The organism is Vreelandella andesensis, assembly GCF_003989795.1.
Classification (GTDB): domain Bacteria; phylum Pseudomonadota; class Gammaproteobacteria; order Pseudomonadales; family Halomonadaceae; genus Vreelandella; species Vreelandella andesensis.
The window spans coordinates 215,635-239,390 of record NZ_RZHG01000030.1; the positions used below are offsets into that span (position 1 = coordinate 215,635).

Annotated in this window: 43 protein-coding genes; 36 read left to right on the top strand and 7 right to left on the bottom strand. The window is 54.9% G+C overall.

From position 1 onward, the window contains the following. Window positions 1-57: 57 nt before the first annotated feature. From ELY33_RS17010 to ELY33_RS17035, 6 genes are all read right to left on the bottom strand, one after another. Window positions 58-387 carry a DUF551 domain-containing protein gene (locus tag ELY33_RS17010; protein ID WP_126949091.1) on the bottom strand — a complete coding sequence of 110 codons (330 nt, stop codon included), beginning with the start codon at window positions 385-387 and terminating at the stop codon, window positions 58-60. Next, window positions 384-635, bottom strand: a complete 252-nt coding sequence (locus ELY33_RS17015; protein ID WP_126949092.1) for a hypothetical protein — start codon at window positions 633-635, stop codon at window positions 384-386. Before ELY33_RS17015 ends, ELY33_RS17010 begins: the two co-directional genes overlap by 4 nt. Further along, entirely contained in the window at window positions 632-865 is a 234-nt protein-coding gene (locus tag ELY33_RS17020) for a hypothetical protein (RefSeq protein ID WP_126949093.1), read from the bottom strand. Before ELY33_RS17020 ends, ELY33_RS17015 begins: the two co-directional genes overlap by 4 nt. 144 nt (window positions 866-1,009) lie before the next feature. Next, entirely contained in the window at window positions 1,010-1,321 is a 312-nt protein-coding gene (locus tag ELY33_RS17025) for a hypothetical protein (protein ID WP_126949094.1), read from the bottom strand. Between the two features lie 322 nt (window positions 1,322-1,643). After that, complete coding sequence (locus ELY33_RS17030) at window positions 1,644-2,120, bottom strand: hypothetical protein (protein WP_126949095.1); 477 nt, start codon at window positions 2,118-2,120, stop codon at window positions 1,644-1,646. Beyond that, window positions 2,117-2,686 (bottom strand): hypothetical protein, encoded by a 570-nt coding sequence (locus tag ELY33_RS17035; RefSeq protein ID WP_126949096.1) that lies wholly within the window; start codon window positions 2,684-2,686, stop codon window positions 2,117-2,119. The genes ELY33_RS17030 and ELY33_RS17035 overlap by 4 nt, the downstream gene beginning before the upstream one ends. A gap of 42 nt (window positions 2,687-2,728) precedes the next feature. Between ELY33_RS17035 and ELY33_RS17040 the strand changes: the two genes are divergently transcribed. Beyond that, complete coding sequence (locus ELY33_RS17040) at window positions 2,729-2,974, top strand: hypothetical protein (protein WP_126949097.1); 246 nt, start codon at window positions 2,729-2,731, stop codon at window positions 2,972-2,974. 809 nt (window positions 2,975-3,783) lie between these two features. Here ELY33_RS17040 and ELY33_RS17045 read toward each other — a convergent pair. Continuing rightward, window positions 3,784-4,227 carry a helix-turn-helix domain-containing protein gene (locus ELY33_RS17045; protein WP_126949098.1) on the bottom strand — a complete coding sequence of 148 codons (444 nt, stop codon included), beginning with the start codon at window positions 4,225-4,227 and terminating at the stop codon, window positions 3,784-3,786. 152 nt (window positions 4,228-4,379) lie between these two features. Here ELY33_RS17045 and ELY33_RS17050 point away from each other — a divergent pair, with 152 nt between their 5' ends. The 35 genes from ELY33_RS17050 to ELY33_RS17205 all read left to right on the top strand — a co-directional run bounded on the left by ELY33_RS17050 (window position 4,380) and on the right by ELY33_RS17205 (window position 23,729). Further along, window positions 4,380-4,616 carry a hypothetical protein gene (locus ELY33_RS17050; RefSeq protein ID WP_126949099.1) on the top strand — a complete coding sequence of 79 codons (237 nt, stop codon included), beginning with the start codon at window positions 4,380-4,382 and terminating at the stop codon, window positions 4,614-4,616. Window positions 4,617-4,688: 72 nt separating this feature from the next. Further along, window positions 4,689-4,841: a hypothetical protein gene (locus ELY33_RS17930; protein WP_167470112.1), complete on the top strand. Its 153-nt coding sequence runs from the start codon at window positions 4,689-4,691 to the stop codon at window positions 4,839-4,841. A gap of 2 nt (window positions 4,842-4,843) precedes the next feature. After that, window positions 4,844-5,302 carry a GIY-YIG nuclease family protein gene (locus ELY33_RS17055; RefSeq protein ID WP_126949100.1) on the top strand — a complete coding sequence of 153 codons (459 nt, stop codon included), beginning with the start codon at window positions 4,844-4,846 and terminating at the stop codon, window positions 5,300-5,302. Further along, the gene (locus ELY33_RS17060) at window positions 5,299-6,126 is read left to right on the top strand and encodes a helix-turn-helix domain-containing protein (RefSeq protein WP_126949101.1); all 828 of its coding nucleotides are present in this window, start codon (window positions 5,299-5,301) and stop codon (window positions 6,124-6,126) included. The genes ELY33_RS17055 and ELY33_RS17060 overlap by 4 nt, the downstream gene beginning before the upstream one ends. Beyond that, window positions 6,123-6,893: an ATP-binding protein gene (locus ELY33_RS17065; RefSeq protein ID WP_126949102.1), complete on the top strand. Its 771-nt coding sequence runs from the start codon at window positions 6,123-6,125 to the stop codon at window positions 6,891-6,893. The genes ELY33_RS17060 and ELY33_RS17065 overlap by 4 nt, the downstream gene beginning before the upstream one ends. Continuing rightward, window positions 6,890-8,230, top strand: a complete 1,341-nt coding sequence (locus ELY33_RS17070; protein ID WP_126949103.1) for a replicative DNA helicase — start codon at window positions 6,890-6,892, stop codon at window positions 8,228-8,230. Before ELY33_RS17065 ends, ELY33_RS17070 begins: the two co-directional genes overlap by 4 nt. Next, the gene (locus ELY33_RS17935; protein ID WP_167470113.1) at window positions 8,227-8,391 is read left to right on the top strand and encodes a hypothetical protein; all 165 of its coding nucleotides are present in this window, start codon (window positions 8,227-8,229) and stop codon (window positions 8,389-8,391) included. Before ELY33_RS17070 ends, ELY33_RS17935 begins: the two co-directional genes overlap by 4 nt. After that, entirely contained in the window at window positions 8,388-8,606 is a 219-nt protein-coding gene (locus tag ELY33_RS17075; RefSeq protein WP_126949104.1) for a hypothetical protein, read from the top strand. Before ELY33_RS17935 ends, ELY33_RS17075 begins: the two co-directional genes overlap by 4 nt. After that, window positions 8,603-8,923: a hypothetical protein gene (locus tag ELY33_RS17080; protein WP_126949105.1), complete on the top strand. Its 321-nt coding sequence runs from the start codon at window positions 8,603-8,605 to the stop codon at window positions 8,921-8,923. Before ELY33_RS17075 ends, ELY33_RS17080 begins: the two co-directional genes overlap by 4 nt. Beyond that, entirely contained in the window at window positions 8,920-9,417 is a 498-nt protein-coding gene (locus tag ELY33_RS17085) for a hypothetical protein (protein ID WP_126949106.1), read from the top strand. Before ELY33_RS17080 ends, ELY33_RS17085 begins: the two co-directional genes overlap by 4 nt. After that, window positions 9,417-9,755 (top strand): nuclease domain-containing protein, encoded by a 339-nt coding sequence (locus ELY33_RS17090; RefSeq protein WP_126949107.1) that lies wholly within the window; start codon window positions 9,417-9,419, stop codon window positions 9,753-9,755. The genes ELY33_RS17085 and ELY33_RS17090 overlap by 1 nt, the downstream gene beginning before the upstream one ends. Further along, entirely contained in the window at window positions 9,752-10,066 is a 315-nt protein-coding gene (locus ELY33_RS17095) for a DUF3310 domain-containing protein (protein ID WP_126949108.1), read from the top strand. The genes ELY33_RS17090 and ELY33_RS17095 overlap by 4 nt, the downstream gene beginning before the upstream one ends. Further along, window positions 10,063-10,191 (top strand): hypothetical protein, encoded by a 129-nt coding sequence (locus ELY33_RS18295; RefSeq protein WP_279629885.1) that lies wholly within the window; start codon window positions 10,063-10,065, stop codon window positions 10,189-10,191. The genes ELY33_RS17095 and ELY33_RS18295 overlap by 4 nt, the downstream gene beginning before the upstream one ends. Next, window positions 10,178-10,375: a hypothetical protein gene (locus ELY33_RS17100; RefSeq protein WP_126949109.1), complete on the top strand. Its 198-nt coding sequence runs from the start codon at window positions 10,178-10,180 to the stop codon at window positions 10,373-10,375. The genes ELY33_RS18295 and ELY33_RS17100 overlap by 14 nt, the downstream gene beginning before the upstream one ends. Further along, entirely contained in the window at window positions 10,375-10,755 is a 381-nt protein-coding gene (locus tag ELY33_RS17105; RefSeq protein ID WP_126949110.1) for a RusA family crossover junction endodeoxyribonuclease, read from the top strand. Before ELY33_RS17100 ends, ELY33_RS17105 begins: the two co-directional genes overlap by 1 nt. Next, window positions 10,752-10,943: a hypothetical protein gene (locus ELY33_RS17110; protein ID WP_126949111.1), complete on the top strand. Its 192-nt coding sequence runs from the start codon at window positions 10,752-10,754 to the stop codon at window positions 10,941-10,943. Before ELY33_RS17105 ends, ELY33_RS17110 begins: the two co-directional genes overlap by 4 nt. Continuing rightward, a complete protein-coding gene (locus tag ELY33_RS17115) occupies window positions 10,940-11,545 on the top strand; it encodes a hypothetical protein (protein ID WP_126949112.1) in 606 nt (201 codons plus the stop codon). The genes ELY33_RS17110 and ELY33_RS17115 overlap by 4 nt, the downstream gene beginning before the upstream one ends. Window positions 11,546-11,760: 215 nt before the next feature. After that, window positions 11,761-12,387 (top strand): glycoside hydrolase family 108 protein, encoded by a 627-nt coding sequence (locus ELY33_RS17120; RefSeq protein ID WP_126949113.1) that lies wholly within the window; start codon window positions 11,761-11,763, stop codon window positions 12,385-12,387. Window positions 12,388-12,391: 4 nt separating this feature from the next. Then, on the top strand, window positions 12,392-12,736 hold the full coding sequence (locus ELY33_RS17125; RefSeq protein ID WP_126949114.1) for a hypothetical protein: 345 nt from the start codon (window positions 12,392-12,394) through the stop codon (window positions 12,734-12,736). Window positions 12,737-12,745: 9 nt separating this feature from the next. Continuing rightward, entirely contained in the window at window positions 12,746-13,204 is a 459-nt protein-coding gene (locus tag ELY33_RS17130) for a 3TM-type holin (RefSeq protein WP_126949115.1), read from the top strand. Window positions 13,205-13,325: 121 nt separating this feature from the next. Next, on the top strand, window positions 13,326-13,532 hold the full coding sequence (locus ELY33_RS17135; protein WP_126949116.1) for a hypothetical protein: 207 nt from the start codon (window positions 13,326-13,328) through the stop codon (window positions 13,530-13,532). A gap of 64 nt (window positions 13,533-13,596) precedes the next feature. Then, window positions 13,597-14,151 carry a hypothetical protein gene (locus ELY33_RS17140; protein WP_126949117.1) on the top strand — a complete coding sequence of 185 codons (555 nt, stop codon included), beginning with the start codon at window positions 13,597-13,599 and terminating at the stop codon, window positions 14,149-14,151. After that, the gene (locus ELY33_RS17145) at window positions 14,105-15,364 is read left to right on the top strand and encodes a phage terminase large subunit family protein (protein ID WP_126949118.1); all 1,260 of its coding nucleotides are present in this window, start codon (window positions 14,105-14,107) and stop codon (window positions 15,362-15,364) included. The genes ELY33_RS17140 and ELY33_RS17145 overlap by 47 nt, the downstream gene beginning before the upstream one ends. Window positions 15,365-15,373: 9 nt before the next feature. Next, window positions 15,374-16,783 (top strand): DUF4055 domain-containing protein, encoded by a 1,410-nt coding sequence (locus tag ELY33_RS17150; RefSeq protein WP_126949119.1) that lies wholly within the window; start codon window positions 15,374-15,376, stop codon window positions 16,781-16,783. 96 nt (window positions 16,784-16,879) lie between these two features. Next, window positions 16,880-17,392, top strand: coding sequence for a hypothetical protein (locus ELY33_RS17155; RefSeq protein ID WP_126949120.1), 513 nt, complete (start codon window positions 16,880-16,882; stop codon window positions 17,390-17,392). Between the two features lie 71 nt (window positions 17,393-17,463). Then, window positions 17,464-18,480: a minor capsid protein gene (locus ELY33_RS17160; RefSeq protein WP_126949121.1), complete on the top strand. Its 1,017-nt coding sequence runs from the start codon at window positions 17,464-17,466 to the stop codon at window positions 18,478-18,480. A 91-nt stretch (window positions 18,481-18,571) separates the two neighbouring features. Then, entirely contained in the window at window positions 18,572-19,267 is a 696-nt protein-coding gene (locus tag ELY33_RS17165) for a hypothetical protein (RefSeq protein WP_126949122.1), read from the top strand. Between the two features lie 13 nt (window positions 19,268-19,280). After that, on the top strand, window positions 19,281-20,285 hold the full coding sequence (locus ELY33_RS17170) for a phage coat protein (protein WP_126949123.1): 1,005 nt from the start codon (window positions 19,281-19,283) through the stop codon (window positions 20,283-20,285). 156 nt (window positions 20,286-20,441) lie between these two features. Then, a complete protein-coding gene (locus ELY33_RS17175) occupies window positions 20,442-20,819 on the top strand; it encodes a DnaT-like ssDNA-binding protein (protein ID WP_126949124.1) in 378 nt (125 codons plus the stop codon). Next, the gene (locus tag ELY33_RS17180) at window positions 20,816-21,169 is read left to right on the top strand and encodes a hypothetical protein (protein ID WP_126949125.1); all 354 of its coding nucleotides are present in this window, start codon (window positions 20,816-20,818) and stop codon (window positions 21,167-21,169) included. Before ELY33_RS17175 ends, ELY33_RS17180 begins: the two co-directional genes overlap by 4 nt. 7 nt (window positions 21,170-21,176) lie before the next feature. Further along, window positions 21,177-21,554 carry an HK97 gp10 family phage protein gene (locus tag ELY33_RS17185; protein ID WP_126949126.1) on the top strand — a complete coding sequence of 126 codons (378 nt, stop codon included), beginning with the start codon at window positions 21,177-21,179 and terminating at the stop codon, window positions 21,552-21,554. Then, entirely contained in the window at window positions 21,551-21,949 is a 399-nt protein-coding gene (locus tag ELY33_RS17190; protein ID WP_126949127.1) for a phage tail terminator-like protein, read from the top strand. Before ELY33_RS17185 ends, ELY33_RS17190 begins: the two co-directional genes overlap by 4 nt. Window positions 21,950-22,026: 77 nt before the next feature. Next, entirely contained in the window at window positions 22,027-22,926 is a 900-nt protein-coding gene (locus ELY33_RS17195) for a phage tail tube protein (RefSeq protein WP_126949128.1), read from the top strand. A 108-nt stretch (window positions 22,927-23,034) separates the two neighbouring features. Next, window positions 23,035-23,445, top strand: coding sequence for a hypothetical protein (locus tag ELY33_RS17200; protein ID WP_126949129.1), 411 nt, complete (start codon window positions 23,035-23,037; stop codon window positions 23,443-23,445). 68 nt (window positions 23,446-23,513) lie between these two features. After that, window positions 23,514-23,729, top strand: a complete 216-nt coding sequence (locus ELY33_RS17205) for a hypothetical protein (protein ID WP_126949130.1) — start codon at window positions 23,514-23,516, stop codon at window positions 23,727-23,729. Window positions 23,730-23,756 lie beyond the last annotated feature (27 nt).

The following is a 23,756-nucleotide window of genomic DNA, read 5'->3' on the forward strand; positions in this document are numbered from 1 at the left end:
TGATCTTCTCGACGTTGATCTTGGCCCGCTACCTGTTTGCCCAGGTAAGCGGGCTTTTTAGTTGGCGGGCGGCGCAGCTAGCGGCTTCCAGTGAGTAGGATTGCAAAGAAGCACGCCGTTAAACTCACTGTTCACGGGGTAAGTTCCAAACTGGAACCGACCATTGGTCACCAAAAACGCCACCAGTTGCTCTCGCGTATCGCTGCAATAAACCTGAACGTCCTCGCCTTTAGTGGGGAGCTGCTCATCAACGCTTATCCATCCAGCTAGCAGTGCCTCTAATTCGTCTTGCTCGCGATGGTCCAGCCGCTTAGTGCCTTTGGTTACCGTAAACACGCCACGGCTAGCGCTATCAAAGTGCCCGCCGGTGACTTTCCACTCGCTCATAGCTCACCCCGTTGGCGTTTCTCGCTCCACGCTTTAATCAAGTGTCGTACGATCAAGCTGTCAGACTCCTGAAGCAGATAGTCGTAAAGCTCTTGCTCTTGATCCGGCTCACGCATCCATGCGACGAATTCATCCGCTGCCCATACTTCGCCATCATCAAGCGCTTCTTCGGGCGTCAGCTCACGGTCCGGGTCAAATTGAGGGAAGCGGACGGCGTTCTGATCCGGTACTGCGTATGCTGTATTCATTTTGCGGGCCTCAGTCCTGGGCAATGCTCTTCTGCAATGCCGCGATAATCGGGATGGCCAGTTCTGCGCAGCGGGTCAATGCCGCGTGCCGCTTCGGCTTGCCAGACTGCGACGTCTGCGCAGTAGGTGCGGTGCAGATGTCTTTCGTCAGCGGCGTCTAAGTTGGCGGCTAGCACCATGCTGCCGGTGACGACTAACAGGGCAGCGAGGCTAAGTGTTCGCGTGGTCATAGCGCGTTACCTTCTTGATTAGCTCAATAGGAAAACCGCAACGCTTAGCGGCTCGCTTAGCATTTTTGCGGCTACAAAAAAGCCCCAGATGGGGCAGTGGGGTGATGATGTGCCCGCGCTGTTTGCGCAGGATGAAGGCGGCTCTCATGGTTTACCTCGGCTTTCAGCAATCTTCTCTGCTTCTTGCCACACCGCACACCAGCCGCATTTTTTTCCAGCCAGCGCTCCGTTGTCGTAATCCCAAACACCCGGAACTGAATGGCTATGGCCGGGAGCATTGCCGTTCCTGCTATCGCGGTGCGGGATTTCGCTAACGACCGCAGCGATAACGCCATGCGCTTGATTGCGCTCACGCTCTGCAACCTCTAGTCGGTTGAGTAGCTCGATTGCCATTCTGGCCGGGATACTGATTCCCGATTCTGCAAACTCTTTGATCACTGCAATATCAGAACTCATAATCACCTCTCTCGAATTAGGCGCGCTGCCTCTGCAACTCTCGCAGTGCCAACATTGATAGAAGAGAAGCAGCGCGGGCATGGCAGCTCAGTGAAGTGCCATGCCAATAAAAAAGCCCGCGTGGGCGGGCAAAAGGGTAGGAGTCGATGCAATAACATCGGAAAGGGCTCGGTTGCCGACGCGCCTTGCTCAAGGCGCTATGAGTGAGCGATTCTCACGGGCCAAACCCTTGCCGATGCCGCCTGTATTCTCAGCCCAGGCGGCAGGCTCTACACCGCACTACGTAGCGGATCACGACCCCTGTACGCCAGGGGTGGGCGTCTTACTGACTAGCCTTAAATAAGGCAAATACGTCACGGTTGCCTTTCTCAACCATTCCAGAGAGGGCGGCAACGCGGATCTCCGTGTCCGTATGGCGTCGCCTTTCGTCGGTATCCAGCTGATTAAGGCGCGTATGCGTTAGGAGTGAGTTAGCCTTGCGCAGCCCCTTGCTCATGTAGCGGCTTACTTCCTCAGCTGCGTATCGCGCTTGCTCTGATGGCGGAACCAGTCGATAACCGCGCCCTCGCACGTTTTGCAAGGCAATCTGGTGATCGTGTAGCAGAGTCGTTTTCAACGCATCCATACGCTCTAGCAAGATGAACTCGTTTTCACGCACCGCTTGATCGTTAATATCAAGCGCCCATCGCAACCAGTCGTGGCTAACTAAATCGCCATCCTGAAAGTCGGATTGCATGAACCGATCAACCGTTAGACCCAGACTCCACCCCTGTACGGGAAAGTGCTGTGCGACTGTCATTGCATAACCTCCACATCAAAGCGTCCGAACTTCGGGCGATAATCACCAATGCCGCAATATTGGCCGCCATCTTGCAGGCACTTGATAACCTGCTGCCTGTCGATTGACTCAGGATCAAACGCTACTTCGCACGTTAGCGACCAGTGATTGAAAATAGGCCGGTAGCGCATTAATCGACTTGTCTGAACCTTCACCGAGCGGGCGTCATAGAACCGTTGATTCCATAGCTTTTCTACGGTGCGTGGCCCGTCGTATTCGAGCTTGCACTTGTCGTCGATAATCTCAACGCTGCGCTTAAGCTGCGTGCCTAGCTTGCTCAGCTTGCCGCCTGCAATCATGCTGGCTTCGATGTTGACGCCGGGAACGTATGGCCCCAGTTTTTCATCGAAGTACATGCCGCCGCGCCACTCGCTTTTGGCGATCAGCTCGTGATCGTCATCCGTTTTCTTGCGCTTGCCGGTTAGCGTTTTGTGCGCCTTAGTCAGCGGGTTAAGCGGATCAGCGAAAATGTCAGCGTGCATAAGAAGGGGGCGTGCGCCCGTTAGCTTTACCTTGATGATTTCCACGAAAGTCACTCCTTGTTGTCCGCTGCGTGTGCCTTGCGCCGTATGCGCTGCACTGTGCTTTGCGGTGATGCTGAATACACCGGAGGGCACCCGAACCGGATGCCAACCGCTGAAACCAGCCCTTGCCTTGCACTGCCACTCCGTGCCATACCCTGCCGCGCCCCACCTAACCCCGCGATGCTTTCGCACCGCATAACGCTCTCAATGAAAGCGCTACACGCTGTGTCAGCCCTTGCCAAACCCGGCCTAACCAAGCCTCACCCAGGCATTCCGAACCAAGCCGCATGATGCTTTCGCACCGGAAAGGCGACTCTCTGAATCGCCAGACCGCTACGTTGTAGCCCTTGCCTCATCTAGACCTGCCGCACCGCGCCACGCCCGACCTAACCCGGCCTGAGCACGCCTCAATGGTGGCTACCCACCGCACAGCGCCCGTTATAGACGCTGTACGCTTTGCAGCCCTTGCCTAGCCAGGCCAGACCTCGCCACGCCGTGCCTTACCGCGCCTTGCCACGATGGAGTGATGCTTTCGCATCGCGCAACGCCCTCAAAGAAGGCGCTGCAAGATGGCCTGATACTTCAACAGCCTCAGGCAGGCGTACTCCTATCGACCTCTCGTGAGATGCAATCCCCTACGGGCGGATAGGCTTATCTGATTTTTAAAGAGCCTGCTGTTGGTCGGTCAGCATCCGGTGATTCCGTTTCGGTGTTCATACTGCGCTTCCATGTGTTGAAATTTAGCACGCGATGTTTAGCACGTCAAGGGCGTAATTTAGCAAAAATGGCAATAAAAAAAGCCCAGCTAAAAAGCTGAGCCTTTCTTAGTAAAAGCCGACTACGTTATTCGTCTTTTTTATCCTCGCTTTCACTAAGTAAAAAGTCTATTGCTGCTGCCATGCGCGCTACCAACTGATCGTCCACCGCCTCTTGCATAAAACCTCCGTGTGAAAAGAATGTATGAATATACAGTTTAGCTGCTGGATGGTTAAAATCCAACCGCTAAAACTAGTTCATTTTTAGCAGAGGTCGTGCAAAAACTAAACCTTTATAGGCAAAAAAAAGCCCCTAGCAGGCGGCCAGGGGCTTAATGAGAATTTTTAAAGCAGTTTGTTGGCAATATCACCCGATATAGCGGCTGGGTCGCGCTTCGCTTTCAGTTGGGCGTAGGTCTGTTTCATTAGTCCATCTAATTCGTCTTGGCTTATTTCAGGCTTTAGGCGCTGCACTAGCGGGAAAACAATGGTAGCCGCTTGTCCGACAGCTTTAGCATCGGCATCTCCACTATGACGCAGTGAATGAGGCTGCTCGTGTACTGATCCGGTTAGCCACTGCGCACTAACATTTAAATTGGCAGCTAGCTCTGCCCATTTATCAACATCCGGCACAACCAGGCCGCGCAACCATTTACTAGCTGTCTGCGCAGAAACGTCCATATCTTCCGCAAGGCGCGACGCCATGCCGTGCTCTTTGCCGTATTTAGCCGCGCACGCTTGCTTCAAGCGCTCCCCGAAAAGCTCCCTTTTATCTGGTTCTAGTCGCATATCTAACCGCCTCGAAATCTAATTAGTAAGCCCTTTCTTCTATTCTGGCCTAAGCATTGAAATCTAGCAAGCGCTGCGCTCGTTTAGTTTGCTCGTTCGCCATTTACGTGCTAAATTGCGCACTATACAAGCAATTATTAAACCGGAACGCTATGATGCTTAAAGAAATCATCGACTCGATTGGAACCAATCGACTCGCCAGAGAGTGCGGTGTGACAGACGTTGCGGTGGTGAGCTGGAAGCAAAAAGGATTGCCAGTTCGCAGAGGTAACGCACAGAAGCGCCGCGCCCACTACGAGCGAGTTATTGCACGTATGGCAGGAATGAAAGTAGGGGAGCTAAGAGAGCTTCTCGCAAAGGAAGAGGCTGAGCACAAGCAAGCAGCCTAAACGCAAAAAGCCCGGCGCGCTGGGGAGCGAGAACCGGGCTTTAAATACACAACGTGTTGAAGGAATTAAAGCATGGATAACGAAGATCAGCAAGCTAGCCAGCATCAATGGGAGCGCTACGAGTTCGCCAAGAAAGAGCGCCGCGCTTTGCAGCGTTCTGGTGTTCCGCTCGTTGAAACCTACGAGCAGTTTATTTCCCGCATCACTCACGAGCTGGGGGTTTAAAAATGGCCGGAATCGGATTTGTTTATGTAATGACTAACCCGGCCATGCCTGGAATTGTCAAGGTAGGTATGACTGACAGGTCTCCGCACGCACGCGCTATGGAGTTAAGCGCAGGAACCTCTATCCCTTGCCCGTTTGCAGTTGAATATTACGTTGAAGTCGGATCCCCGAGAGAGGTTGAGGCTGATTTTCATGATGCGATGGCAGATTTTAGGGTTAATCAAAGCAGAGAGTTTTTTGCAATGCCTGTTGAGCAGGCGATTTGCGAGATATCTCTAGGCGTAATAGGGCTAAAAGGCATCCTGTCTTCATGGCATAGCGATAAATACCACCCGAGTAAATACGAAAGCTTTCATGCCTTTACAAGAATCTCCATCTCGCCCAGCCAGATAAACAACCATTTATCCGGCGCTAGGCAGTCTGAGCTAAGCCTCCTGGTTATTGAAGGAGGTAAAAAATGAGCGAACATCGAGCATTCCGCGGGGTGTGGATACCCGCAGAGTTATGGATGACCAAAGAGTTATCCATTCAAGAAAAGCTCATGCTAGTTGAGATTGATAGCCTTCAGCACCCTGGTCGCGGGTGCTTTAAATCTAACCGGAAGATGGCTGAGTTTTTCGGTCTATCCGCGCCACGTATCTCAGCAATCATTTCTTCTCTTACAAAGAAGGGCTTTATTCGCGTCGAACAGATTCGCGACGGAAAACAAACGGTGGAGCGTCGCATATTTATGGAGCGCTCTATCCAAGAGGCCTTTGGTGGTCAGGATACAAAAGGGGGGTATTCAGGATCCAATGAGAACCCTAGTCAGGATACAAAAGGGGGGTATTCAGGATCCAATGAAGAGAGGGGTTCAGGGGTTAGGGGTTCAGGTTTAGGGGTTCAGAGTGAGAACCCCCTTGTCTCGTCTGACGACGTGACGGCTGTATTTGAGTTCTGGAAAACGCAGCTAGGAAAGACCAGAACCACCAAGCTGGACAACAAGCGCCGCACCAAGATCAAGACCGCTCTGACTGATTACGGCATGGTTCAAGTGCAGCAGGCCATCATCGGCTGTACGCTTTCCGCGCACCACATGGGCCAGAATCCTCAAAACAAGCGCTATGACGACATAGAGCTAATCCTTCGTGATGCCAAACACGTTGAGCAGTTCATTGGCTATTTTGACCGCAAGCCTACCAACGTAAGCCTTTACGACAATCGCCCCCGCCCCAAGCACACTGGCCTGGATCAAGCCAACGCCGCTGGGTTACGCCAACGCGCTGATGGAGCCTATTCGCTATGACCACTAACCCCATCATGGGCGTGGTTGAAACGAAGCGCGCCCACTGCGAAACACACGGTGATTATGAATCGGTGCTGCTGAACCTGGGACAACCCCGCTGGACTGGATGCCCTGGGTGCTCAAGGGCGGCTATTGCTGACCATGAAGCTAAGCGCGCCGTCGACCAGCCAGAAGAACTACGCCGCCTGCAAGCCCAAGCCATGCTTGAAGCCGCTGGCGTGCCGCGTCGCCTGCAAACGGCCACGCTAAGAACCTATGTGAGCGAGACCGATAGCCAGCAAGCAGCGCACAAGTTGGTGTGCGAATACGCCAAGCACCTGGGCGAGAAGCTGGAAAGCGGTGACGGCCTGATCATGATGGGCAACATGGGCACTGGCAAGACCCACCTAGCCGTTGGCTTGATCCGCGTGGCTACCCGCACCCATAACGTCAAGGCGCGCTACGTAACCGCCCCTGCGCTGTTCTCCCGCGTTCGCGCTTCTTACTCAGGCAACGGCGAGACAGAGGCCGATATTCTCGCTGAATACGCAGACACACCGCTGCTCGTGCTAGACGAAATCGGCGTGGGTAAAGGCTCTGATAACGAGCTGAACCTGATCTACGCCTTGCTAGGCCGCCGCTACGACGAATGCCGCCCCACGGTGATTATCACCAACCTTATGAGCGAAGACCTCCGTGCATGGCTTGGGGAGCGCGTGGTTGACCGTTTACGCGAGACCAGCCCTGTCGTTTTGTTCAACTGGGAATCTTATCGGGGGCGCGCATGAACCTGTTTAGCTTTGACGCTGAAGCGTCCGTGATTGGCTCCGCGTTTATTGAGCCGGATTTGATTGCCGAGCTAGCCGACATCGTTAAGACCGATGATCTTTACCACTACGAGCATCGCGTGGTGTGGGGCGCATTGATCAATACCGCTAAACAAGGCGGTAGCACCGACATCGTGACGATTAGCGAGTACCTGGAATCTATCGGCGTGCTTGATGACATTGGCGGCATGGCGGCATTGGCGGAAATGACCCGCAACACGCCAAGCGCAAACAATGCGAAAGCCTACGCCGAGATTGTTGCTGACTTAGCCCAGCGCCGCCGTCTAGCTGACTTGATGCCCGAAACAGAGGCTACCTTCGCTGACCGCCAATCAGACACTGACACGCTGATAACGCAGGCCGTTAGCCGCCTGGAAGCGATGCGTCGCAGCCGTAAAAACCAGCTACTTCGAGCTGCTGACTACTTGGGTGAACAGTTTGTCGATCCGCTTGATCGCCGCGCAAACGGTGATGAGGATGCAATGGGGCTGCCTTACGGGCTTAAAGAGCTTGATGAGGCCACGCTGGGCATGAAGGACAATGAGCTAGTGATCGTTGGTGGTCGCCCATCAATGGGCAAAACGGCCTTTATGATGAACTGCCTTCGCGCTGCACTAAACACCCATGCGCCGGTGCTGGTGGAGTCGCTAGAGATGAAGCGGCCAGCTTTGTTTAATCGCCTGATTGCCAGTATTGGCGACATCCCTCTTGCAGTGCTTTATGACCCGCGCAACAACGATATAGACGCCTACTGGTCACGCCTATCATTCCCAGTTGTGCAGGTTAAAGAGTCGAATCTGTATATCAATGACGAAACGCCCCGCACGATCAGCCAGATACGCGCCCAGGCCAAAGAGATTTACGACCGCCATGGGCGCATCGGCCTTGTGATGATCGACTACTTGGGCAAGGTTCGCATTGAAGGCGACTACGGCTCACGCCATGACCGCGCTATTGAGGAAGTAGTTGCCGGTGCCAAGTCAATCGCCAAAGAGTTTAGCTGCCCAGTAATGCTGCTATCCCAGCTTAACCGGAAGCTGGAAGACCGCCCGAACAAGCGCCCAAACATGGGTGACCTCAAGGATTCATCGGCTATCGAGCAAGAGGCTGACACCATCCTATTCCTGTATCGCGACGAGGTTTATCACCCTGATAACCCTGATAGCAAAGGCATTGCCGAAATCATCATCGGTAAGCAGCGCGAAGGCCGCACCGACACCATCCATGTTGCTTCTCGACTTGCCAACGCTCGCTTTGAAGACCTCGCTCCGCGCCACTATGAGGAGTCGTTCTCATGATGCTCTCTATCAAGCAACTCGCACAGCTACGCGCCAAAGGCATCTTTGTGCGCATCGAATTCGCCAACGGCGTCGTTAAGTGCAGTACACCGCAAGGCGTGACGTATTACGCCCGCAACGAGCTAGAGCGGATGGCTGAGTCTACGGGGGTGCAGGTATGAAGCTCACAGCCTTCGAGCTAGCACAAAAGCCAGTATCAACTAAGAAGCCGAAAGGCGCTCGCTATCGCGCCGTTTATTCGATTGTCGATAACAACGAATACCGAGCAGACCTTGCGACTGCGCACAGAGCGCCAGAGGTAGCAAAAAAGTGGGGCATCGCAGCCAGCACGGTACGCCAGCATCGCTGCAACTTACGAAAGCGGGGTGAGTTATGAGCAAAGCTAGCCGCGCACGGCGCTTTTTCGACTATGAGCCATGGGCTGAATGGGAAGATGAGTTTGTCACCGAAGTCTACCCGCTGGCGAGTTGGAAGATTGCCGAGATCGCCAAGAAGCTCGATAGAACGGTTGATGCTGTTGTCTCGCGTGCTCATGTGCTGAGCGTCAAGCGTCCGCCTCACCAGCTCGACTACGACGCTATCTGGCAGCTATGGCAGAAGGGTTACAACTACAGCCGCATCGCAAACCGATTAGGGTATTTAGCGCCGTCGGTTAGCTATGCCGTTAAGGCGATGCAGAGGGGGCGGGTATGAGTAAGGAGCAGCCTATTCACCTTCGCCTTGAGATTCTGCGAGACGATAACGGCAATCAGAGAGCGGCCTGGGTAGCCGCTTCTGCTACCGATGCGACAGCTATGCGAGAACGCGGTTACAAGCCAGGAGCGGTTACCAGGGCTGATATGAAGCAGCCGCGCAACATTGGTTTTCATCGGCTTGCCCACGCCATCGGCGGATTGATTGCTGAGCATATCGACGACTTCAACGGCATGGGCCAGCACGAAGCCATCAAAGAGTTGCAGTTCAAAAGCGGCATCGAGTGCGAAGTCACACGCACCGAAATACCCGGCATTGGCATCTTGGAAAGCAAGCAGCCGCGCTCGCTGGCGTTCTCCGCAATGGAGCAAGAACGCTTTTACAAGTTTGTAGCAAGCGTGTGTGAGTACATCGCGCAAGGCTACTGGCCGCAATGCACGCCTGAGCAAATCGAAGATATGGCGTCGGCAATGATTAGCAGAGAGGAAGCGTAATGCTTAAAGCAACGCGCATTGAATCCAAGCATGTTCGCCAAGCGGCCAAAGGCGAGCATTGCACGCTGCAAATTGTCGGCGCTTGCAGTGGTGGCACCGAGACAACCGTATTAGCCCACTTGCCGGATGAGTCGCATGGCATGAGCCGCAAGGCAGACGATCTTAGCGCAGCATTCTGCTGTTCAGCGTGCCATGACGTACTTGATGGGCGTCGTCGCTGGCCGGAAAGCGAGGATCGTGCAGACGTTAAGCAGTTCTACATGCGTCGCGCACAGACGCGCACGCTTCGCCGCTTAGTGGAACTAGGCGTGGTGACCATAAAGGGAGTGAAGCTATGAGTAAGCGCGAAATCGACCCCATCACCGGATTCCCTATGCACATGGTCGACCCGGGCTATGAGGTTGCTGGGCCTGTTGCTGCCACTCTAGAAAAACAGCCGCGCTATCAGGACGCTAAAGGCGAGGACTGGATAGACGAGTTCGCCCGCACTGCAACGGCTGACGAGTTTCGCGGGGCTATGCGCTTCACCATCGGAAAATATAACCGCCGTGCTGGAAAAAAGGACGCGCTAATAAGCGAAATCCGAAAGATGCGTGATTACTGCCAGCGTTGGGAAGATTACGAGCTAGCCCTGCGAGGTGACCAATGAGCATCTGGATTTTACCCGCCGTAGCGCTAGTGGGTGTGATGGCTATTGTCGGCTTTGCGGCATACATCACGCACGGATACGACGACCAGGGCGAGCCAATGGAGCAACAGCATGATCATGATTAGCAGTAAGGCTGGGCAGCGGCTGGCGAAAGCAAAAGCGAGTCGAGACGATCAGCAGATGATCCATAGTGGCGGTGGAGATAACTGGCGCGAGCTGCGCAATGCCCGTCATCAATTTGCAGTTGCTGCTGAGGATTTAGCAGATGAGCTGATAGCTGATTTTCATCACTGCGTCGAGGGGGATTGATGCGCCTATTCATCCCCTACCTGGGCCCAAGCACTAACGCTATATACGCGGGCATTCACTGGACAAAGCGTAAGGAGGCTAAAGACGACGCCGCGGTAGCGGTTGAGGCTGCTATCAACAAAGCCGATATCGGTATGCCGATATCCAGCCGCGTTGATCTTGTGTTCACGCCGCAGCTAGGCAAGGGTGCGCGCAAGCGAGACACCAGCAATAACAGTATGACGGCCAAGCTGATTGAGGATGCGCTGGTGAAAGCTGGTGTGCTCAAAGATGACACAGAGCAGTACGTGCGTAACGTGACGTTATGCCCTGCCCAGGTGGATCGAAGCGCAGACACTGGCATGTGGGTCGAGCTGATACCTGTGGAGGTGGCAGCTTGAAATGGAAACTGAAAGACCGCGCCAATGACCGCTGCATCGTCAGCGACTGTGGCGAGTACCGGATAAGCAAGTACACGCTAAGCGGCGTTGATCTACTTCTGGTGTACCACGCCAGCAACGAGATTGGCAGCGCAGAGAATGGCAATGAAGCACGCAAGATAGCGGTTAAGCACAAGGGGGCAGTATGAGTTATTTGGATTCTAATCCTCGCGTGAGTTGGGCAAATGCGTTTGAGAGTGGCATCCGCACACAAGCCGCTGCCGACTTAGAAGAGGCTGGCTGCCAGGTGCAGACAAGCGGCGCTAAGAGCGGCGGCTGCTATGGAGACGAATACACGCCCGTTTACTCAGCTATCCGGCTAATGGAGCGTGAGCAGCCTTTGCTGGCCGCTGTAGGCCACTGGCTGAGCCTTGCGGATACTCCCGCGGCTAACCAGCACTTAGATGACGTGGCCGACGCCGTACTAGCGCTGTACGTTGCCAAGACGCCTGAATGGACCACCTACCGCAAAGCGCGCAAGGAGCGCGTAGAGGCTCTTATCCAGGCGCGCATGATGCAGGAGCGCAATGATATGGATGGCAGCCGCCCGCTGTGGCAGCCGCTAGAAGTGTGCTTCTACTGTCAGGAATACATGGGGGTGAGGCTGATCGCTAAGAACTGGATACAGGATGGCTGGCACAAGGAGTGGGCAAAGCTAGGCGACATTCTAGCGGCGCTTGAAAGCGAGGCCATGGAGCCGATTTATCAGGTAGTCAAAAAGACTAATCGACTGTACAAAAAAGCAGCATAAAGCCTTGACCCCACAATAAGGTTCCAGTAAGGTGTATTTCACTACGCTGAACAAATTGCGCTTCACCAGCCCTTGATTATAAAGCCTCGACTCTAATCAGTCGGGGCTTTTTGCGTTCTATGCCGTCCTGCGAGCTTACTCCTCGCCCTGAGACAGGGGCGGCAACCCATTCCCATGCCTCGCTTATGCGGGGCTTTTTGTTTTCCGAGGTGTGTATGGCTACCAGTCTAAAGCAGCGGCTGGTGGCAGCCGTTATTGATCGCGAAGGCGGCTACATCAATCACAAGTCGGATCGCGGCGGCCCCACTAACTACGGCATCACCCAGGCAGTTGCTCGCGAAAACGGCTATCACGGGGATATGCGAAAGCTACCCAAGTCGCTAGCGGTGCGTATCTATGAGGCTCGCTACTGGAACAGCATCCGCTTAGACCGTATCGCGCCCATTAGCGCCACGCTTGCAGAATACCTGTTCGACTTCGGTGTTCATTCCGGCCCAGGGCGAGCAGTGCAAGAGCTACAGCGCACGCTCAACGTTCTCAACGGTCGCGGCAAGCTGTTTGCTGACATGCCGGTTGATGGTGCTGTTGGCCCCACTACGCTAAATGCCCTCGCTGATTATCGAAAGCATCGCGGCGGTGCAGGCGCTCACGTACTAGCTGAGTCTATTAACGGTATGCGCATCGCGTTCTGCCGTGGCCTTGCTGAGCGAGATGAGCGGCAAGAGGATTTTGCTTATGGCTGGTTTCACCGCATCGTTAATCTGCGTAACGAGGTAGAGAGCGACTACGGGGAACGCTTAGCGCTTTCGCTCTATTCAGAAATAGATACGGGGGTCGCTTAGCGTCATGGCTAACGAAAGCATACAGCGCACTCAGCTAGACCGCATTGAGGGCAGTCTTGAGCATGTAGATGCCCGCGTTGGGCAGGTGCTTGAGCGCATGGCTCGCGTCGAAGAGCGGCAAGACAATCTCGGCGCGATGGTTGAGTCGCACAGAGTCAAGCTGGAATCGCACGAAAGGCGTATCGGTGCTGCTGAACTACATCAAGCAGTACAAGAGCGAACGCAGGATTCAGATTCCCGCAGAAGCGACGGGCGCTGGTCTGGTGCAGGTGCTATCGGAATGGTGCTGATGGGCGGGTTGCTTAGCTTTGTCGCGTACCTCGCTATCAACTATCTAGAAAACCTGTGAGGCCGTGCCATGAACTTAGTCACTAAAGCGCTTGGTGCTATCACTGGCCCGCTATTCGGCGTGATTGATAAAGCTGTGACCGATAAAGACGAAGCTAATCGCCTCAAACAGCAAATACAGTCTCAGTTGATCGACTCGAAAGACAGCATCGTAAAAGCACAGATGCAGATCATTCTCGCAGAGGCGCAGGGCGAGAGTTGGGCACAGCGTAATTGGCGTCCGGTATTGATGCTGGTAATTGTTGCTGTGATTGCGAACAACTACCTGCTGGCACCGTACCTTGGTGCGATGTTCGGCGTCGGCTTGATGCTCGACTTGCCAGAGCCTTTATGGAATCTAATGACGCTAGGCGTTGGCGGGTACGTTGGCGCACGCACGGCGGATAAGGGCATTAGCGCATGGCGTGAAGTGCAGAGTGAGCGCAATCGCACACAATCGAGCCTTTACCGTGAGGCTGATACCAAGTAGGCGCGTCGAGGCGTGGCTAAGGCTTCACTACCCGTCACCACGCGGCGTGGTGTAGATGCGCATCAAAGAGCGTTCCGTTTTCCTGGGCGCTCTCTAATGTGTATTAACCAAGGAGTGAGCAATGGGCGGTGATTCGGAAGAGATGAAGTTTCAGGAAGGCGAGATCAACTGCTTTGATGATTACGCACTTGAGTCTGCTATCGGCTCTACAGCAGAGGCCGCGCATGGCAAGCAAGGTTTGACGGAGATGATTCTACAGTCGCACCTCAAGATGTTATGCGCTCTACAGTACAAGCGCTTATCAAGTGCCTGTGACGAAAGCCATTAAGCTGAATAGGTAACGATATGAACGATGAAAACGACGGCTTGTAAAACTTTGCAAAGGTAACGATATGACTAAGAAGCCAGATTGGGAGGCAATAGAATCAGCTTTCCGAGCTGGCTCTTTGTCTATCCGCAACATTGCCGACCAGCACGGCGTATCAGATACCGCTATCCGTAAGCGAGCCACTAAGCATGGATGGCAGCGTGATCTTACAGAGCAGGTTCAGAAAGCGGCTAGAGATAAGCTAGTTCGCAAGAAGGTTCGCGAAGCTGGTTCGCAGGAGCAGTTGCGAACTGACGCCGAGATCATTGAAGAAGCGTCTACCGAAGCGGCCAGCGTCGTGCTTAGGCACCGTGCAGGCTTAGCGCAATGGCGCAGCATCTCCGACAAGCTGTGTGCTGCACTGGCAGAGATGGATGTCAACGAAGACAACCACGACAAGTTCAGTCGCTCACTAAATGCGGGCGTCGATGCGCAGCTCAAGGTCATTAAGGGTGAGCGTCAAGCGTATAACCTGGATGAACCCGGCGACAGTGAAGACGAACCGCAACGAGTCAACAAGGTGGAGATAGCCATTGTCGGGCAGGACGCTACAGATACAGGCGACGAAGCCGCAAGCTGAGTTCCTGACCCTCAAGGCTAAGTATCGTCTTTTCTGTGCGGGCTTTGGTTCGGGCAAATCAGAAACAATGGCGAGCGCTGCATTGATTGACGCCAGCCAGTCAGCGTCGATTCTGGTAGGGCTTTACGCGCCCACCTTTGACCTAGTGCGCCTGATTACCGCGCCCCGTATTCAGCTCAAGCTAGCCGAGCATGGCGTCGTTCACCGCTACAACAAGAACGACAACGCCATCTATACCAGCTCGCCAGGGTTTGGCGACTTCATCATGCGCACGCTGGATAACCCTGAGCGCATCGTTGGCTATGAAACCTACACCGCCCACGCGGATGAGCTAGACACGCTCAAGACGGAACATGCCCGCAAGGCGTGGAACCAGATCATTGCCCGTAACCGACAGCGCCCCAAGGGGCTGACTGAACCGTTCAATCAGGCGAGCGCGTACACCACGCCGGAAGGCTTTAAGTTCTGCCATGATCGTTGGGTGGCTAATCGCGGCCCATCGTACGCACTGGTACAGGCGTCTACGTATTCAAATCCGTATCTGCCCAAAGACTATATCGAAAGCCTGCGGGAAAGTTACCCCGCTGAACTGATCGACGCTTACATCGAAGGCAAGTTCGTCAACCTGACGACCGGCACGGTGTACAGCGCTTATGACCGCGAGCGTTGCCGCAGCCATGAGACGATCAAGCAAGGTGAGCCGCTATTCATCGGCCAAGACTTTAACGTAGGGGCCATGGCTAGCACGATCTACGTGCGCCGCCCTAATGGCTGGCATGCAGTCGATCAGCTTACCGGCATCTACGATACGCCAAGCCTGATCACAACCATTGATGATCGCTATGTCGGCCATCAAATCACGATTTATCCCGATGCGTCGGGCAAGAGTCGCAAGACCGTCAATGCCTCAACGTCTGATATTGCCCTGCTTCAACAAGCTGGCTATCGAGTAAAAGCGCCCAACGCTAACCCGCCTGTGAAAGATCGCATCATGGCGGTTAACGGTGCGCTGAGTCGTGGTGATTTATGGGTCAATGACCGCAAATGCCCCGACGTGGCGGCGTGCCTTGAGCAGCAGGCATATGACAAGAACGGCGAGCCGGACAAGCAAGGCGGCTTTGACCACCAGAATGACGCAACCGGCTATATGCCAGCCTTTGAAATGCCTATTCGCAAACCCGTCGCAAGCGTCGGCCCAATCCGTTTTATGTGAGGACACTTCATGCCTGCCGATACTCTCCACCCGCTATACCTAGCGCACGAAGACCGCGCATCGCGGGTGCGGGATGCTGTGGCCGGAACCGATGCCATTAAGGGCAAAGGTGAGCGCTATTTGCCCAACCCTTCCGGCAAGATCAGCGCATTGCCTGAGCGTGAGCGTGAGCAAGCCCAGGCACGCTATGACGCCTACAAGAATCGGGCGTTCTGGCTCGGTGTGACCGGACGCACGCATGAAGGCTTAGTAGGCGCTGTGTTCCGCAAAGCACCGACCGTTGAGCTACCCAGCGTTATCGAGTACATGCGTGATGATGCAGACGGCTCCGGCCTAGCGTTGGAGCAATTTGCTCGCCTGATTACCTCATCGCTAATGAAATCAGGCCGTCACGGGGTGCTAGTGGACTACCCCGAAGCAGAAGACGGACTGACCCGCGAGCAAACCGCAGGGCTGAAAGCCACGCTGCGCAGTTATGACAGCGAGAGCATTATTAACTGGCGGCGTGAAGGTGAAGCACTAACGCTCGTGGTACTAAGAGAAGTCTACGAGAAAGAAGTCGATCAGTTTGAGCGTGACCGTGAGTTTCAGTATCGCGTACTGTCGCTGGAAGATGGCCGTTATGTGCAGACCGTCTACCGCGACAACAAGGAAGTGCCAGCGGCGCGCATAGAGCCGCGTATGGCGAACGGTCAAGCATGGCCGGTGATTCCGTTTATCTTTGTTGGCGCTGTCGCTAACGACGAAACCCCAGACAAGCCGGTATTACTCGACCTTGCTGATGCCAACATTGCGCACTATCAGTCAAGCGCTGATCGCCGCGAAGGCTCGCACACGGTAGGCCAGCCCATGCTCGTGATCGACATTGGCGACATGAGTACACATGAGTTTCAGGAAGCTAACCCGGCGGGCGTCTTGTACGGCAGCCGCTTTGGCCTGCAAGTCAAAGGCGGCAAGGCTGAATTGCTTCAAGCACAGCCGCACGACATGGCGCGCCAAGACATGCTTGATGCCCGAGAAGATATGAAGGCTATCGGTGCGCGGCTTATTGACAGCAAGGGCGGCAATGAGACGGCGGAAGGCGTTCGCGAGCGCTCGGGTGCTGAGCACTCCGCCCTGGCTAGTGTCGCAGTCAACGTAGGTGACGCACTAGAGAAAGCGCTAGAGTACGCGGCGCAATTTATGACCGCTGCTGATGTGTTTGAGCAGATTCTGATAGCGCTAAATCAAGAATTTTACCCAGAAGGCACAGACCCGCAAATGGTGATGGCTCGCATTGCTGAGTTAGACCGGGGGCTGATTGCCGACACCGATTACTGGCAGTGGGCACGAAAGCACGGCTTGATTGATTCTGATCGTGATGATGAGAGTTTGCGTGCAGATGTGCAGGCAGGCGGCACTAACTTAAACGCCATATGATATAATCATGCAGTGGCTAGGCCCGTACAGCCGAAAAGCGGTTACCTCACCGCCTGCCACTCCCATAAACGAGGTGATCGAAGAGAGGTATTCGATATGAAGGTAATCATAAACGACCTAACTCACTCAGATACTGCATATAACTACGCGCTGGCTATTGCCGCCGGGGTTGGTGAGTTTCAGTTAAAGAAAGGCAAAGCACCTAAACTCGTTTCCAGCGGGCGCGGAAGATGGCTTTGGCTTAAGAGACAGATAGACATTAAGAACGATGCGGGATGGCTGATGGCAGTCATTGAGAAGGAAGAGATTAGCGTCTCGCACGCCTCGCTTGGGAATCATAAGGGCGAATGGACCGCCCGCTGCCCCGCCAACACTCTCCACGGTTTCAGCAAAGATACAGAGCATGTATCGCCAGTGTTTAAGTGGGCCGTGATTGGCGCGCTCCTAGATCGATTGCATGGCTCTATAGACCTGCCTGATGATGTTTATGCTGTATACCTAGCTGAGACGAAAGCCTATAAAGATTGGGCTAGGAAGGTTGATTCAGAAAACCCAACAATGGCAGAGATTGAGGCTATGGGCGCATTCGACGGAGTTGAGTTCAGCTAGCCGCACGCCATTAGCAAAAACACAAGAGCCCAGCCAACGCGCTGGGCTTTTTCATGCTCGGAGCCTGAACAATGACAGCCGATTTTCGCCTACTTGAGCGGCTCATAAGGCACCAAGTGTTAGTTCAGCGCTTTTCAGGCTCGCAGATCAAAGCCGCTATGCCCGCTATCAGGAAGCTCGCCAAGGATTTACGGCAGCGCATTGCAGGCGGTGATGCTACCGAGTTCGCCATGGGCCGCATGGTCGCGCTTGAGCGTGATATTCAGCTGCTTGTCGCTACGGCAACCGATGGCATTCAGCAGGTATTAGACCTTGAAGACTTCGCTGTACAAGAGGTCGAGTTCACACAGCGGCTACTCGGTGCAGCGGTAAGCGTTGACCTTGCCGAAGGCATTAACATGGATATGGTGCGTGCGATTACCACGCGCCGCCAGATGCAGCTCGTTAGCGGCGATACGATCAAGCGGCTGACGATTCCCGCCATGTTTGATGAGTTTAGTGAGGCAGTGGGCCGTGATGCGCTGCGCATCGTGCAGGCAGGTGTGCTAGAGGGTCGCACACAGCAACAAATGTCGCGTGACGTTGCCAAGCTGGTCACGACGCGCAGCCGACGCCAAGCAGAGACAGTGATACGCACCGCAACGAATGGTATTGGAGGAGCAGCGCGCAACGAGGTGTATGCGGCCAATAGCGACATTCTCGAAGGCGAGAAGTGGACCTCTACACTTGACGGAAAAACGAGCGCTGTATGTCGCTCGCGTGACGGAGAGGTGTACAGGCTCAATCAAGGCCCACGCCCGCCTGCACACTATGGCTGCCGCAGTCTGATGCGGCCTATCGTCAAAGAAGAGTACCGCATTGCAGCCGTTGGGCAACGCGCTTCCATGGATGGGCCGGTTGATTCCCGCGTCACCTATGGCGGCTGGCTTAAACGACAGCCTGACGCGTTCGTTGATGACGTTCTCGGCCCAAGGCGTGCCGAACTTTTCCGCTCCGGCAAGCTGCGCATTGATCAATTCACCGACGATGCCGGAAGAAGCCTAACGCTTGAGCAGCTACGACAGCGATACGATTTAACCATGCAGTAGCAACACCACATCACTACAGCCCTGCTTTCGAGCGGGGTTTTTTTATGGGCGCGCGGGGCGTGCCTGAATCAACGTTCGGGGAACGTGAAACATGCTGAAGTTCAAGATCACTAAAGACGAGTTTGCAGCACTGGATGAGGCGCAACAGGCACTTTACGCCGAAGCGGGCGACGGTTATCAGCTGCAAGTGGACGGCATTGACGATGGGGCTGAACTAAAAGAAGCCCTGCGCAAGGAGCGCGAAGAGCGCGCCGAAGCAAAGCGGAAGTTAAAAGAATTTGAATCCGACGCTGAGCGCAAAGAGCGCGAGCGGCTAGAGCAGCGCCAAGAATGGGAGCAGCTCGCCAAGAGTGAGCGAGAGCAACGCGAACAGCGCGATAAAGAGCTAGCAGAGCTGCGTGATGAGGTGGCTAACGGTAAGCGCACGACCACCGCAGAGAGCGTAGTTGCTGGCCTGATTGACAAAGAGGCAACCGGTGGCGTGCAGCGCTACAACCTGCTACGCAAAGAGGCGATGCAACACATTGCCCATACACCCGATGGCATCAAGATTAACGGGCCTGATGGCGAGGCGTGGGACGCTAAGCGATTGGGCCAGTATTTGAGTGAAACCTATCCATTTCTGGTGGATGGCAGCAAGGCGTCTGGGGGCGGTGCTCCTGGATCGAGCGGCGGCGGGGCCGTCACGAAAAAGTTTGACCAAATGGACGCCGGTGAGCTTTCCGCGCTCCGACAGCAAAACCCAGACGTATATCAGCGTCTGCGTGACGAATACCACAACCGCTAAGAGGTAACACCCAATGGCTACTGTTCGCCTATCTGACATTATCGACACGACGGTCTTCCAAGACCTTCCCCCTGTAAATGACCCCATGCTAACCCGGCTGCTGCAATCCGGCGTTATCACCCGTAGCGCGCTACTGAACAGCATCGCAAACGCTCCCGGCCGCATGGCTGAGCTGCCGTTCTGGAATGATCTTGACCCTAACGACGAGCCGAATATGTCTAACGACGATCCGGCCTCAACTGCTGCGGCCAAGAAAGTCGTGCAAGGTAAGCAAATTGGCTATGTGTCTTACCTTAACCAGGGCTGGTCTGAGACTGACCTCGCTGCTGAAATGGTAATGGGCGGTCGCGCCATGAACCAAATCCGCAGCCGCGTAGACACCTATTGGAACCGCCAGTGGCAGAAGCGCTTGATCTCTGCTGCGCTGGGCGTTCTGGCTGATAACGAGGCAAACGGTGCAGGCGACATGCTTTATGCCACCACCACTGACCCGTTCACTAAAGCTGGATTCATCAAGAGCGCTGGCACCATGGGCGATCTACGCGACCAGATCACCGCAATGGCTGTGCATTCCAGTGTGCGCGATCAAATGGACTTCAATGACCAGATTGATTATATCCGCGACAGCGAAGGCAATCTGATTGGCGAGTCTTATTCAGGCAAGCTGCTTATCGTAGACGATGGCTTGCCCGCTATCGACGCAGGCACAGGCAATATCGACTACATCTCGGTGCTGTTTGGTGCAGGCGCGTTTGGTTATGGCGAGGGTACACCTACCACGCCAACTGAGGTTGAGCGCGAGGCATCTCAAGGTAATGGTGCCGGTGTTGAAACGCTGTGGAGCCGTAAAACGTGGTTGCTACACCCGTTTGGCTATCAGGCGTCCGCGCCTACTGGACAATCGCATACCCGTGCAGAGCTTGAAAGCGCTGCTAACTGGGCTCGCGTCGTGCCGCGCAAAACCATTCCTATGGCTTTCTTGCGTACTCGCAATGACGGCGAAATCCCGACCACATAACCGAAAAGGGCTGGCCTTCGGGCTGGCCTAGCTTGAGGTAATGCTATGAGCAAGACACTGAGTTTTGAAGAGGTGCAGCGTCGCCAGCGTGAAAAGCGACAGGCGGCGCAAAAGCCCAAGCCCAAGCCTCGCAAAGATCCGGCTGAGGAGTAGTTTATGACCGAGTACGTCACCACTGCTGATGTCGAGGGCGTGCTCGGCACTGACTGGGAAGGCGCAGGCGATGCAGCACGCGCCATACTTGAGGCTAATACGTGGCTGACCTCGCGCCGCGTCAATGCCAGCGACCCTGTAGAGGCTGACATCATCACCGCAGGCGCGTATCTCGCACAGATGGCTGCCGAAGGTGCGCTTTATGCTGACCGCACGCCAGCGCTCAAACGCAAGCGCGTAAAGGCAGACACGGTAGAAAGCGAGCTTGAGTATCAAGACAACGCTACAGCCAGTAACGGGCGTTTACGGCTCGTTCTCGACCTATTGCGGCCCTACCTGCCAGCGGGTGGTGGTTCGACGTTCGATGTGAGGCGCGCATGAGTCTACGCGACGACATACAGGCCGACATTGCCGAGGCGTTCGATAATGACCTTGCCGATGCAGTGACCAGCTTCACCGGCTCGCGTGAGACAGCCGGAAGCTACGATCCGGTATCTGGCACCACTAGCACAACGACCACGACATACATCGGGCGCGGCGTGTTTGACGACTACTCCATTCGCGAGATAGACGGCCAGCACATCAAGCGCAGCGATCAGAAATTAACGGCGCTGCAAAATGAAGTGACGGACATGCCGCAAGTGGATGACACCATCGACGGTTTCACGGTGATTAGCGTCGGCAACGACCCCGCCGCGGCGACGTACACCATTCAGCTGCGCAAAACGTGAGGTGCTTATGGGGTGGAGCAGACTATTAGGCGGCTTCGTTAGCGAAGTGGAAAAAACACAAAACAAACGCCTTCGCGCTGCGGCTATGCAGGCGTTTAGCGGCGTGATTGAGAGATCGCCGGTTGATACCGGTGCCTTTCGCAGCAATAACACGGTAAGCGTAGGCACGCCGGACTATAGCGCTGATGAGAGCAAGACCGACGACCCGCTTGCAGAAGGTATGCAGATCATCGGGCGCGTCAATAACGCATTCGGGGTGATATACGTTCAGAATAATCTTATCTATGCCGAGGAGCTTGAAAATGGCAGCTCTGGGCAGACCGGCAACCGCCCTGGTGGCATCTATGCCGTCACGTTTAATGACCTCAAGGAAGCCAGCCGATGAGCTATGTCAGCATACGCGCTGCTATCCAAGGGCTTATCTATGGTTGGCCTAATGCGCCTATTGCTTGGGATAACGCGCCGACGCCCAAGGAAGCCTTGGAAGCACAGTCTAATGGCGACCCATGGGTAGCGCTGACCATCCTGCCAGGAACCACGATAACAGCCAGTATTGGCTCATCGCCGAATGTTCGCCAAACAGGGCTGATCGCTGTGCAGGTATTCGTCAAGCCTGACACCGGCACCATTGCGGCATACGAGCTGTGCGATTCACTGGCCGCCCTGTTGCAGCACAAGCAAAGCGGCGCACTTGAAACGCTTGCGCTTAGCGTGACACGCACTGGCGAGATGAACGGCTACTTCCAGCTAAACGCCACCGTGCCGTACCGATACAACTGACCTCCCCACCAAGCACCACCCAATACCCGGCCTCTGCCGGGTTTTTTCATTTCTGAAACCCGCAAGAGGTAACACCCATGAGTGAGAGCAATAGAGTTCGCATCGCCTACCGCGAGGCTGGCAGCGTAGAGCCTTGGCAAATTATTCGCCGTACTGGCGACGCGCTAACCGCTGGAACGGAAACTGTTCGCTCGGATGAGATTCGTAGCGACCGACAAAGAAGTGGGCAAAAAGCTACGACGATCACAGCGGGCGGGACTTTGGACTTTGAAATGTCCAGTGGGTCATTTGATAGCTTCCTGGCAGCCGCGCTTTGCACTGACTGGACAACTGACGTACTGACCGTTGGCACCACCACTAAGCGCTTTGACGTGATCAAGAGCTACTTGGCTGATGATGAGCACATCGTCTTCAAGGATATGGAAGTTGGCCAGCTATCCCTAACTGCTGAGTCAGGCCAGAAAATCACCGGCCAGATCACGTTTGCAGGCCGTGAAGTTGATGATGATTACGATATTACAGGCGACACCTTCACCGAGGCCACGACCGGCCTAATCTTCGACTCATCCAACAACCTGAACGGCGTGACCGTTGACGGTATGCCACTGAGCGGAACGGTGTTCAAGGCGCTTGGCTTGACGATCAACAACAACCACCAGACTGACCAAGCCGTTGGCGAGAAATTCCAGAACCATTTCAAAGGTTCGTGCGACATCACCACCACTAGCACGATTCGCATGGCATCGGCGGCGCTTGATCTATGGCGCTCCTCCACGCTTGGCAACGTGCCGGTAGCGCTGGCGTTCAACATGGCCGATGGCAACGGCTACTCCTACGCCTTTGAGCTTGGCGAGGTGTATCTATCCACTGAGCCGCCTTCCGGCGCGCTTGACGCCATTCTCGACCTGTCAGCAGACGGCACAGCAGCCGTTGATAGCACTGGCGAGATGATAACGATTACGCGTGTGACGGTTTAACCAAATACGGCGGCTTGAGCATGTCGTCCGTGTGCTCTTGCTGCCGTTCTACTCGCAGCACCAACGGACACGTAACACCAAACTCAACGGACACGAAAGGTATTTATCATGGCTTTTAACGCAAAACGCTTTAACACTGACGCATTCACCGATGGCGTATGGGTAAACATCCTTGGCGGCGAGTTCAAGGTTGGCCGCGCTGGAAACCCACATTATGAGCGTGCGCTTGAAGACAGCGGCTACCGTAAGCTAGACGACCCAGCGGAAAAGCAGCGCGCTCTCTACACCGCTATCGCCAAAGGCGTGCTGAAAGATTGGCGCGACGTTGAAGACGACAAGGGCCAAGCTATCCCGTTTACTGTTGACAATGCCGTTGACGTTCTCATGGATAACCCTGACTTGGTTGGGCGTCTTTTGAGCGAGGCTAACGACTTATCGAATTGGAAGAAGGATGACGTGAGCAACCAAACAAAAAAGCCACGCAATTCATCTCCTGGCAAGCCCGCTTCCAGCGAGTAGGGCAGTCTCTTGAGGATGCCCAACAGGAATATCGGCGCGATGCTGAGTTCTTAGGCGTTGCTATCGAAGTGCCTGAGCTAGATGGGCGCACGTCCTTTTGGATGAGCGCCTTCGGCATCCTCAACCGCACCCGCCCGGCTAGCATGGGCGGCGTGCCACCGATTAACCCTGTCACCGTGCTTGACCTTGCCGACCGCCTGCAATGGCCTTGTCAGCCAGACGAGGCGCTGACGGTAATAATCGCAATGGACGACGAGTGGCGCTCTATGCAGCAAAAGGACTAGACTGTCTCCTAATTAAAATACGGGAGA

What these genes read in the sequence shown, in the direction of transcription:
- ELY33_RS17010 (WP_126949091.1), bottom strand. Translation starts at nt 387, where the DNA reads ATGAGCGAGTGGAAAGTCACCGGCGGGCACTTTGATAGCGCTAGCCGT.
- ELY33_RS17015 (WP_126949092.1), bottom strand. Translation starts at nt 635, where the DNA reads ATGAATACAGCATACGCAGTACCGGATCAGAACGCCGTCCGCTTCCCT.
- ELY33_RS17020 (WP_126949093.1), bottom strand. Translation starts at nt 865, where the DNA reads ATGACCACGCGAACACTTAGCCTCGCTGCCCTGTTAGTCGTCACCGGC.
- ELY33_RS17025 (WP_126949094.1), bottom strand. Translation starts at nt 1,321, where the DNA reads ATGAGTTCTGATATTGCAGTGATCAAAGAGTTTGCAGAATCGGGAATC.
- ELY33_RS17030 (WP_126949095.1), bottom strand. Translation starts at nt 2,120, where the DNA reads ATGACAGTCGCACAGCACTTTCCCGTACAGGGGTGGAGTCTGGGTCTA.
- ELY33_RS17040 (WP_126949097.1), top strand. Translation starts at nt 2,729, where the DNA reads ATGCGCTGCACTGTGCTTTGCGGTGATGCTGAATACACCGGAGGGCAC.
- ELY33_RS17045 (WP_126949098.1), bottom strand. Translation starts at nt 4,227, where the DNA reads ATGCGACTAGAACCAGATAAAAGGGAGCTTTTCGGGGAGCGCTTGAAG.
- ELY33_RS17050 (WP_126949099.1), top strand. Translation starts at nt 4,380, where the DNA reads ATGATGCTTAAAGAAATCATCGACTCGATTGGAACCAATCGACTCGCC.
- ELY33_RS17930 (WP_167470112.1), top strand. Translation starts at nt 4,689, where the DNA reads ATGGATAACGAAGATCAGCAAGCTAGCCAGCATCAATGGGAGCGCTAC.
- ELY33_RS17055 (WP_126949100.1), top strand. Translation starts at nt 4,844, where the DNA reads ATGGCCGGAATCGGATTTGTTTATGTAATGACTAACCCGGCCATGCCT.
- ELY33_RS17060 (WP_126949101.1), top strand. Translation starts at nt 5,299, where the DNA reads ATGAGCGAACATCGAGCATTCCGCGGGGTGTGGATACCCGCAGAGTTA.
- ELY33_RS17065 (WP_126949102.1), top strand. Translation starts at nt 6,123, where the DNA reads ATGACCACTAACCCCATCATGGGCGTGGTTGAAACGAAGCGCGCCCAC.
- ELY33_RS17070 (WP_126949103.1), top strand. Translation starts at nt 6,890, where the DNA reads ATGAACCTGTTTAGCTTTGACGCTGAAGCGTCCGTGATTGGCTCCGCG.
- ELY33_RS17935 (WP_167470113.1), top strand. Translation starts at nt 8,227, where the DNA reads ATGATGCTCTCTATCAAGCAACTCGCACAGCTACGCGCCAAAGGCATC.
- ELY33_RS17075 (WP_126949104.1), top strand. Translation starts at nt 8,388, where the DNA reads ATGAAGCTCACAGCCTTCGAGCTAGCACAAAAGCCAGTATCAACTAAG.
- ELY33_RS17080 (WP_126949105.1), top strand. Translation starts at nt 8,603, where the DNA reads ATGAGCAAAGCTAGCCGCGCACGGCGCTTTTTCGACTATGAGCCATGG.
- ELY33_RS17085 (WP_126949106.1), top strand. Translation starts at nt 8,920, where the DNA reads ATGAGTAAGGAGCAGCCTATTCACCTTCGCCTTGAGATTCTGCGAGAC.
- ELY33_RS17090 (WP_126949107.1), top strand. Translation starts at nt 9,417, where the DNA reads ATGCTTAAAGCAACGCGCATTGAATCCAAGCATGTTCGCCAAGCGGCC.
- ELY33_RS17095 (WP_126949108.1), top strand. Translation starts at nt 9,752, where the DNA reads ATGAGTAAGCGCGAAATCGACCCCATCACCGGATTCCCTATGCACATG.
- ELY33_RS18295 (WP_279629885.1), top strand. Translation starts at nt 10,063, where the DNA reads ATGAGCATCTGGATTTTACCCGCCGTAGCGCTAGTGGGTGTGATGGCT.
- ELY33_RS17100 (WP_126949109.1), top strand. Translation starts at nt 10,178, where the DNA reads ATGATCATGATTAGCAGTAAGGCTGGGCAGCGGCTGGCGAAAGCAAAA.
- ELY33_RS17105 (WP_126949110.1), top strand. Translation starts at nt 10,375, where the DNA reads ATGCGCCTATTCATCCCCTACCTGGGCCCAAGCACTAACGCTATATAC.
- ELY33_RS17115 (WP_126949112.1), top strand. Translation starts at nt 10,940, where the DNA reads ATGAGTTATTTGGATTCTAATCCTCGCGTGAGTTGGGCAAATGCGTTT.
- ELY33_RS17120 (WP_126949113.1), top strand. Translation starts at nt 11,761, where the DNA reads ATGGCTACCAGTCTAAAGCAGCGGCTGGTGGCAGCCGTTATTGATCGC.
- ELY33_RS17125 (WP_126949114.1), top strand. Translation starts at nt 12,392, where the DNA reads ATGGCTAACGAAAGCATACAGCGCACTCAGCTAGACCGCATTGAGGGC.
- ELY33_RS17130 (WP_126949115.1), top strand. Translation starts at nt 12,746, where the DNA reads ATGAACTTAGTCACTAAAGCGCTTGGTGCTATCACTGGCCCGCTATTC.
- ELY33_RS17135 (WP_126949116.1), top strand. Translation starts at nt 13,326, where the DNA reads ATGGGCGGTGATTCGGAAGAGATGAAGTTTCAGGAAGGCGAGATCAAC.
- ELY33_RS17140 (WP_126949117.1), top strand. Translation starts at nt 13,597, where the DNA reads ATGACTAAGAAGCCAGATTGGGAGGCAATAGAATCAGCTTTCCGAGCT.
- ELY33_RS17150 (WP_126949119.1), top strand. Translation starts at nt 15,374, where the DNA reads ATGCCTGCCGATACTCTCCACCCGCTATACCTAGCGCACGAAGACCGC.
- ELY33_RS17155 (WP_126949120.1), top strand. Translation starts at nt 16,880, where the DNA reads ATGAAGGTAATCATAAACGACCTAACTCACTCAGATACTGCATATAAC.
- ELY33_RS17160 (WP_126949121.1), top strand. Translation starts at nt 17,464, where the DNA reads ATGACAGCCGATTTTCGCCTACTTGAGCGGCTCATAAGGCACCAAGTG.
- ELY33_RS17165 (WP_126949122.1), top strand. Translation starts at nt 18,572, where the DNA reads ATGCTGAAGTTCAAGATCACTAAAGACGAGTTTGCAGCACTGGATGAG.
- ELY33_RS17170 (WP_126949123.1), top strand. Translation starts at nt 19,281, where the DNA reads ATGGCTACTGTTCGCCTATCTGACATTATCGACACGACGGTCTTCCAA.
- ELY33_RS17175 (WP_126949124.1), top strand. Translation starts at nt 20,442, where the DNA reads ATGACCGAGTACGTCACCACTGCTGATGTCGAGGGCGTGCTCGGCACT.
- ELY33_RS17180 (WP_126949125.1), top strand. Translation starts at nt 20,816, where the DNA reads ATGAGTCTACGCGACGACATACAGGCCGACATTGCCGAGGCGTTCGAT.
- ELY33_RS17185 (WP_126949126.1), top strand. Translation starts at nt 21,177, where the DNA reads ATGGGGTGGAGCAGACTATTAGGCGGCTTCGTTAGCGAAGTGGAAAAA.
- ELY33_RS17190 (WP_126949127.1), top strand. Translation starts at nt 21,551, where the DNA reads ATGAGCTATGTCAGCATACGCGCTGCTATCCAAGGGCTTATCTATGGT.
- ELY33_RS17195 (WP_126949128.1), top strand. Translation starts at nt 22,027, where the DNA reads ATGAGTGAGAGCAATAGAGTTCGCATCGCCTACCGCGAGGCTGGCAGC.
- ELY33_RS17200 (WP_126949129.1), top strand. Translation starts at nt 23,035, where the DNA reads ATGGCTTTTAACGCAAAACGCTTTAACACTGACGCATTCACCGATGGC.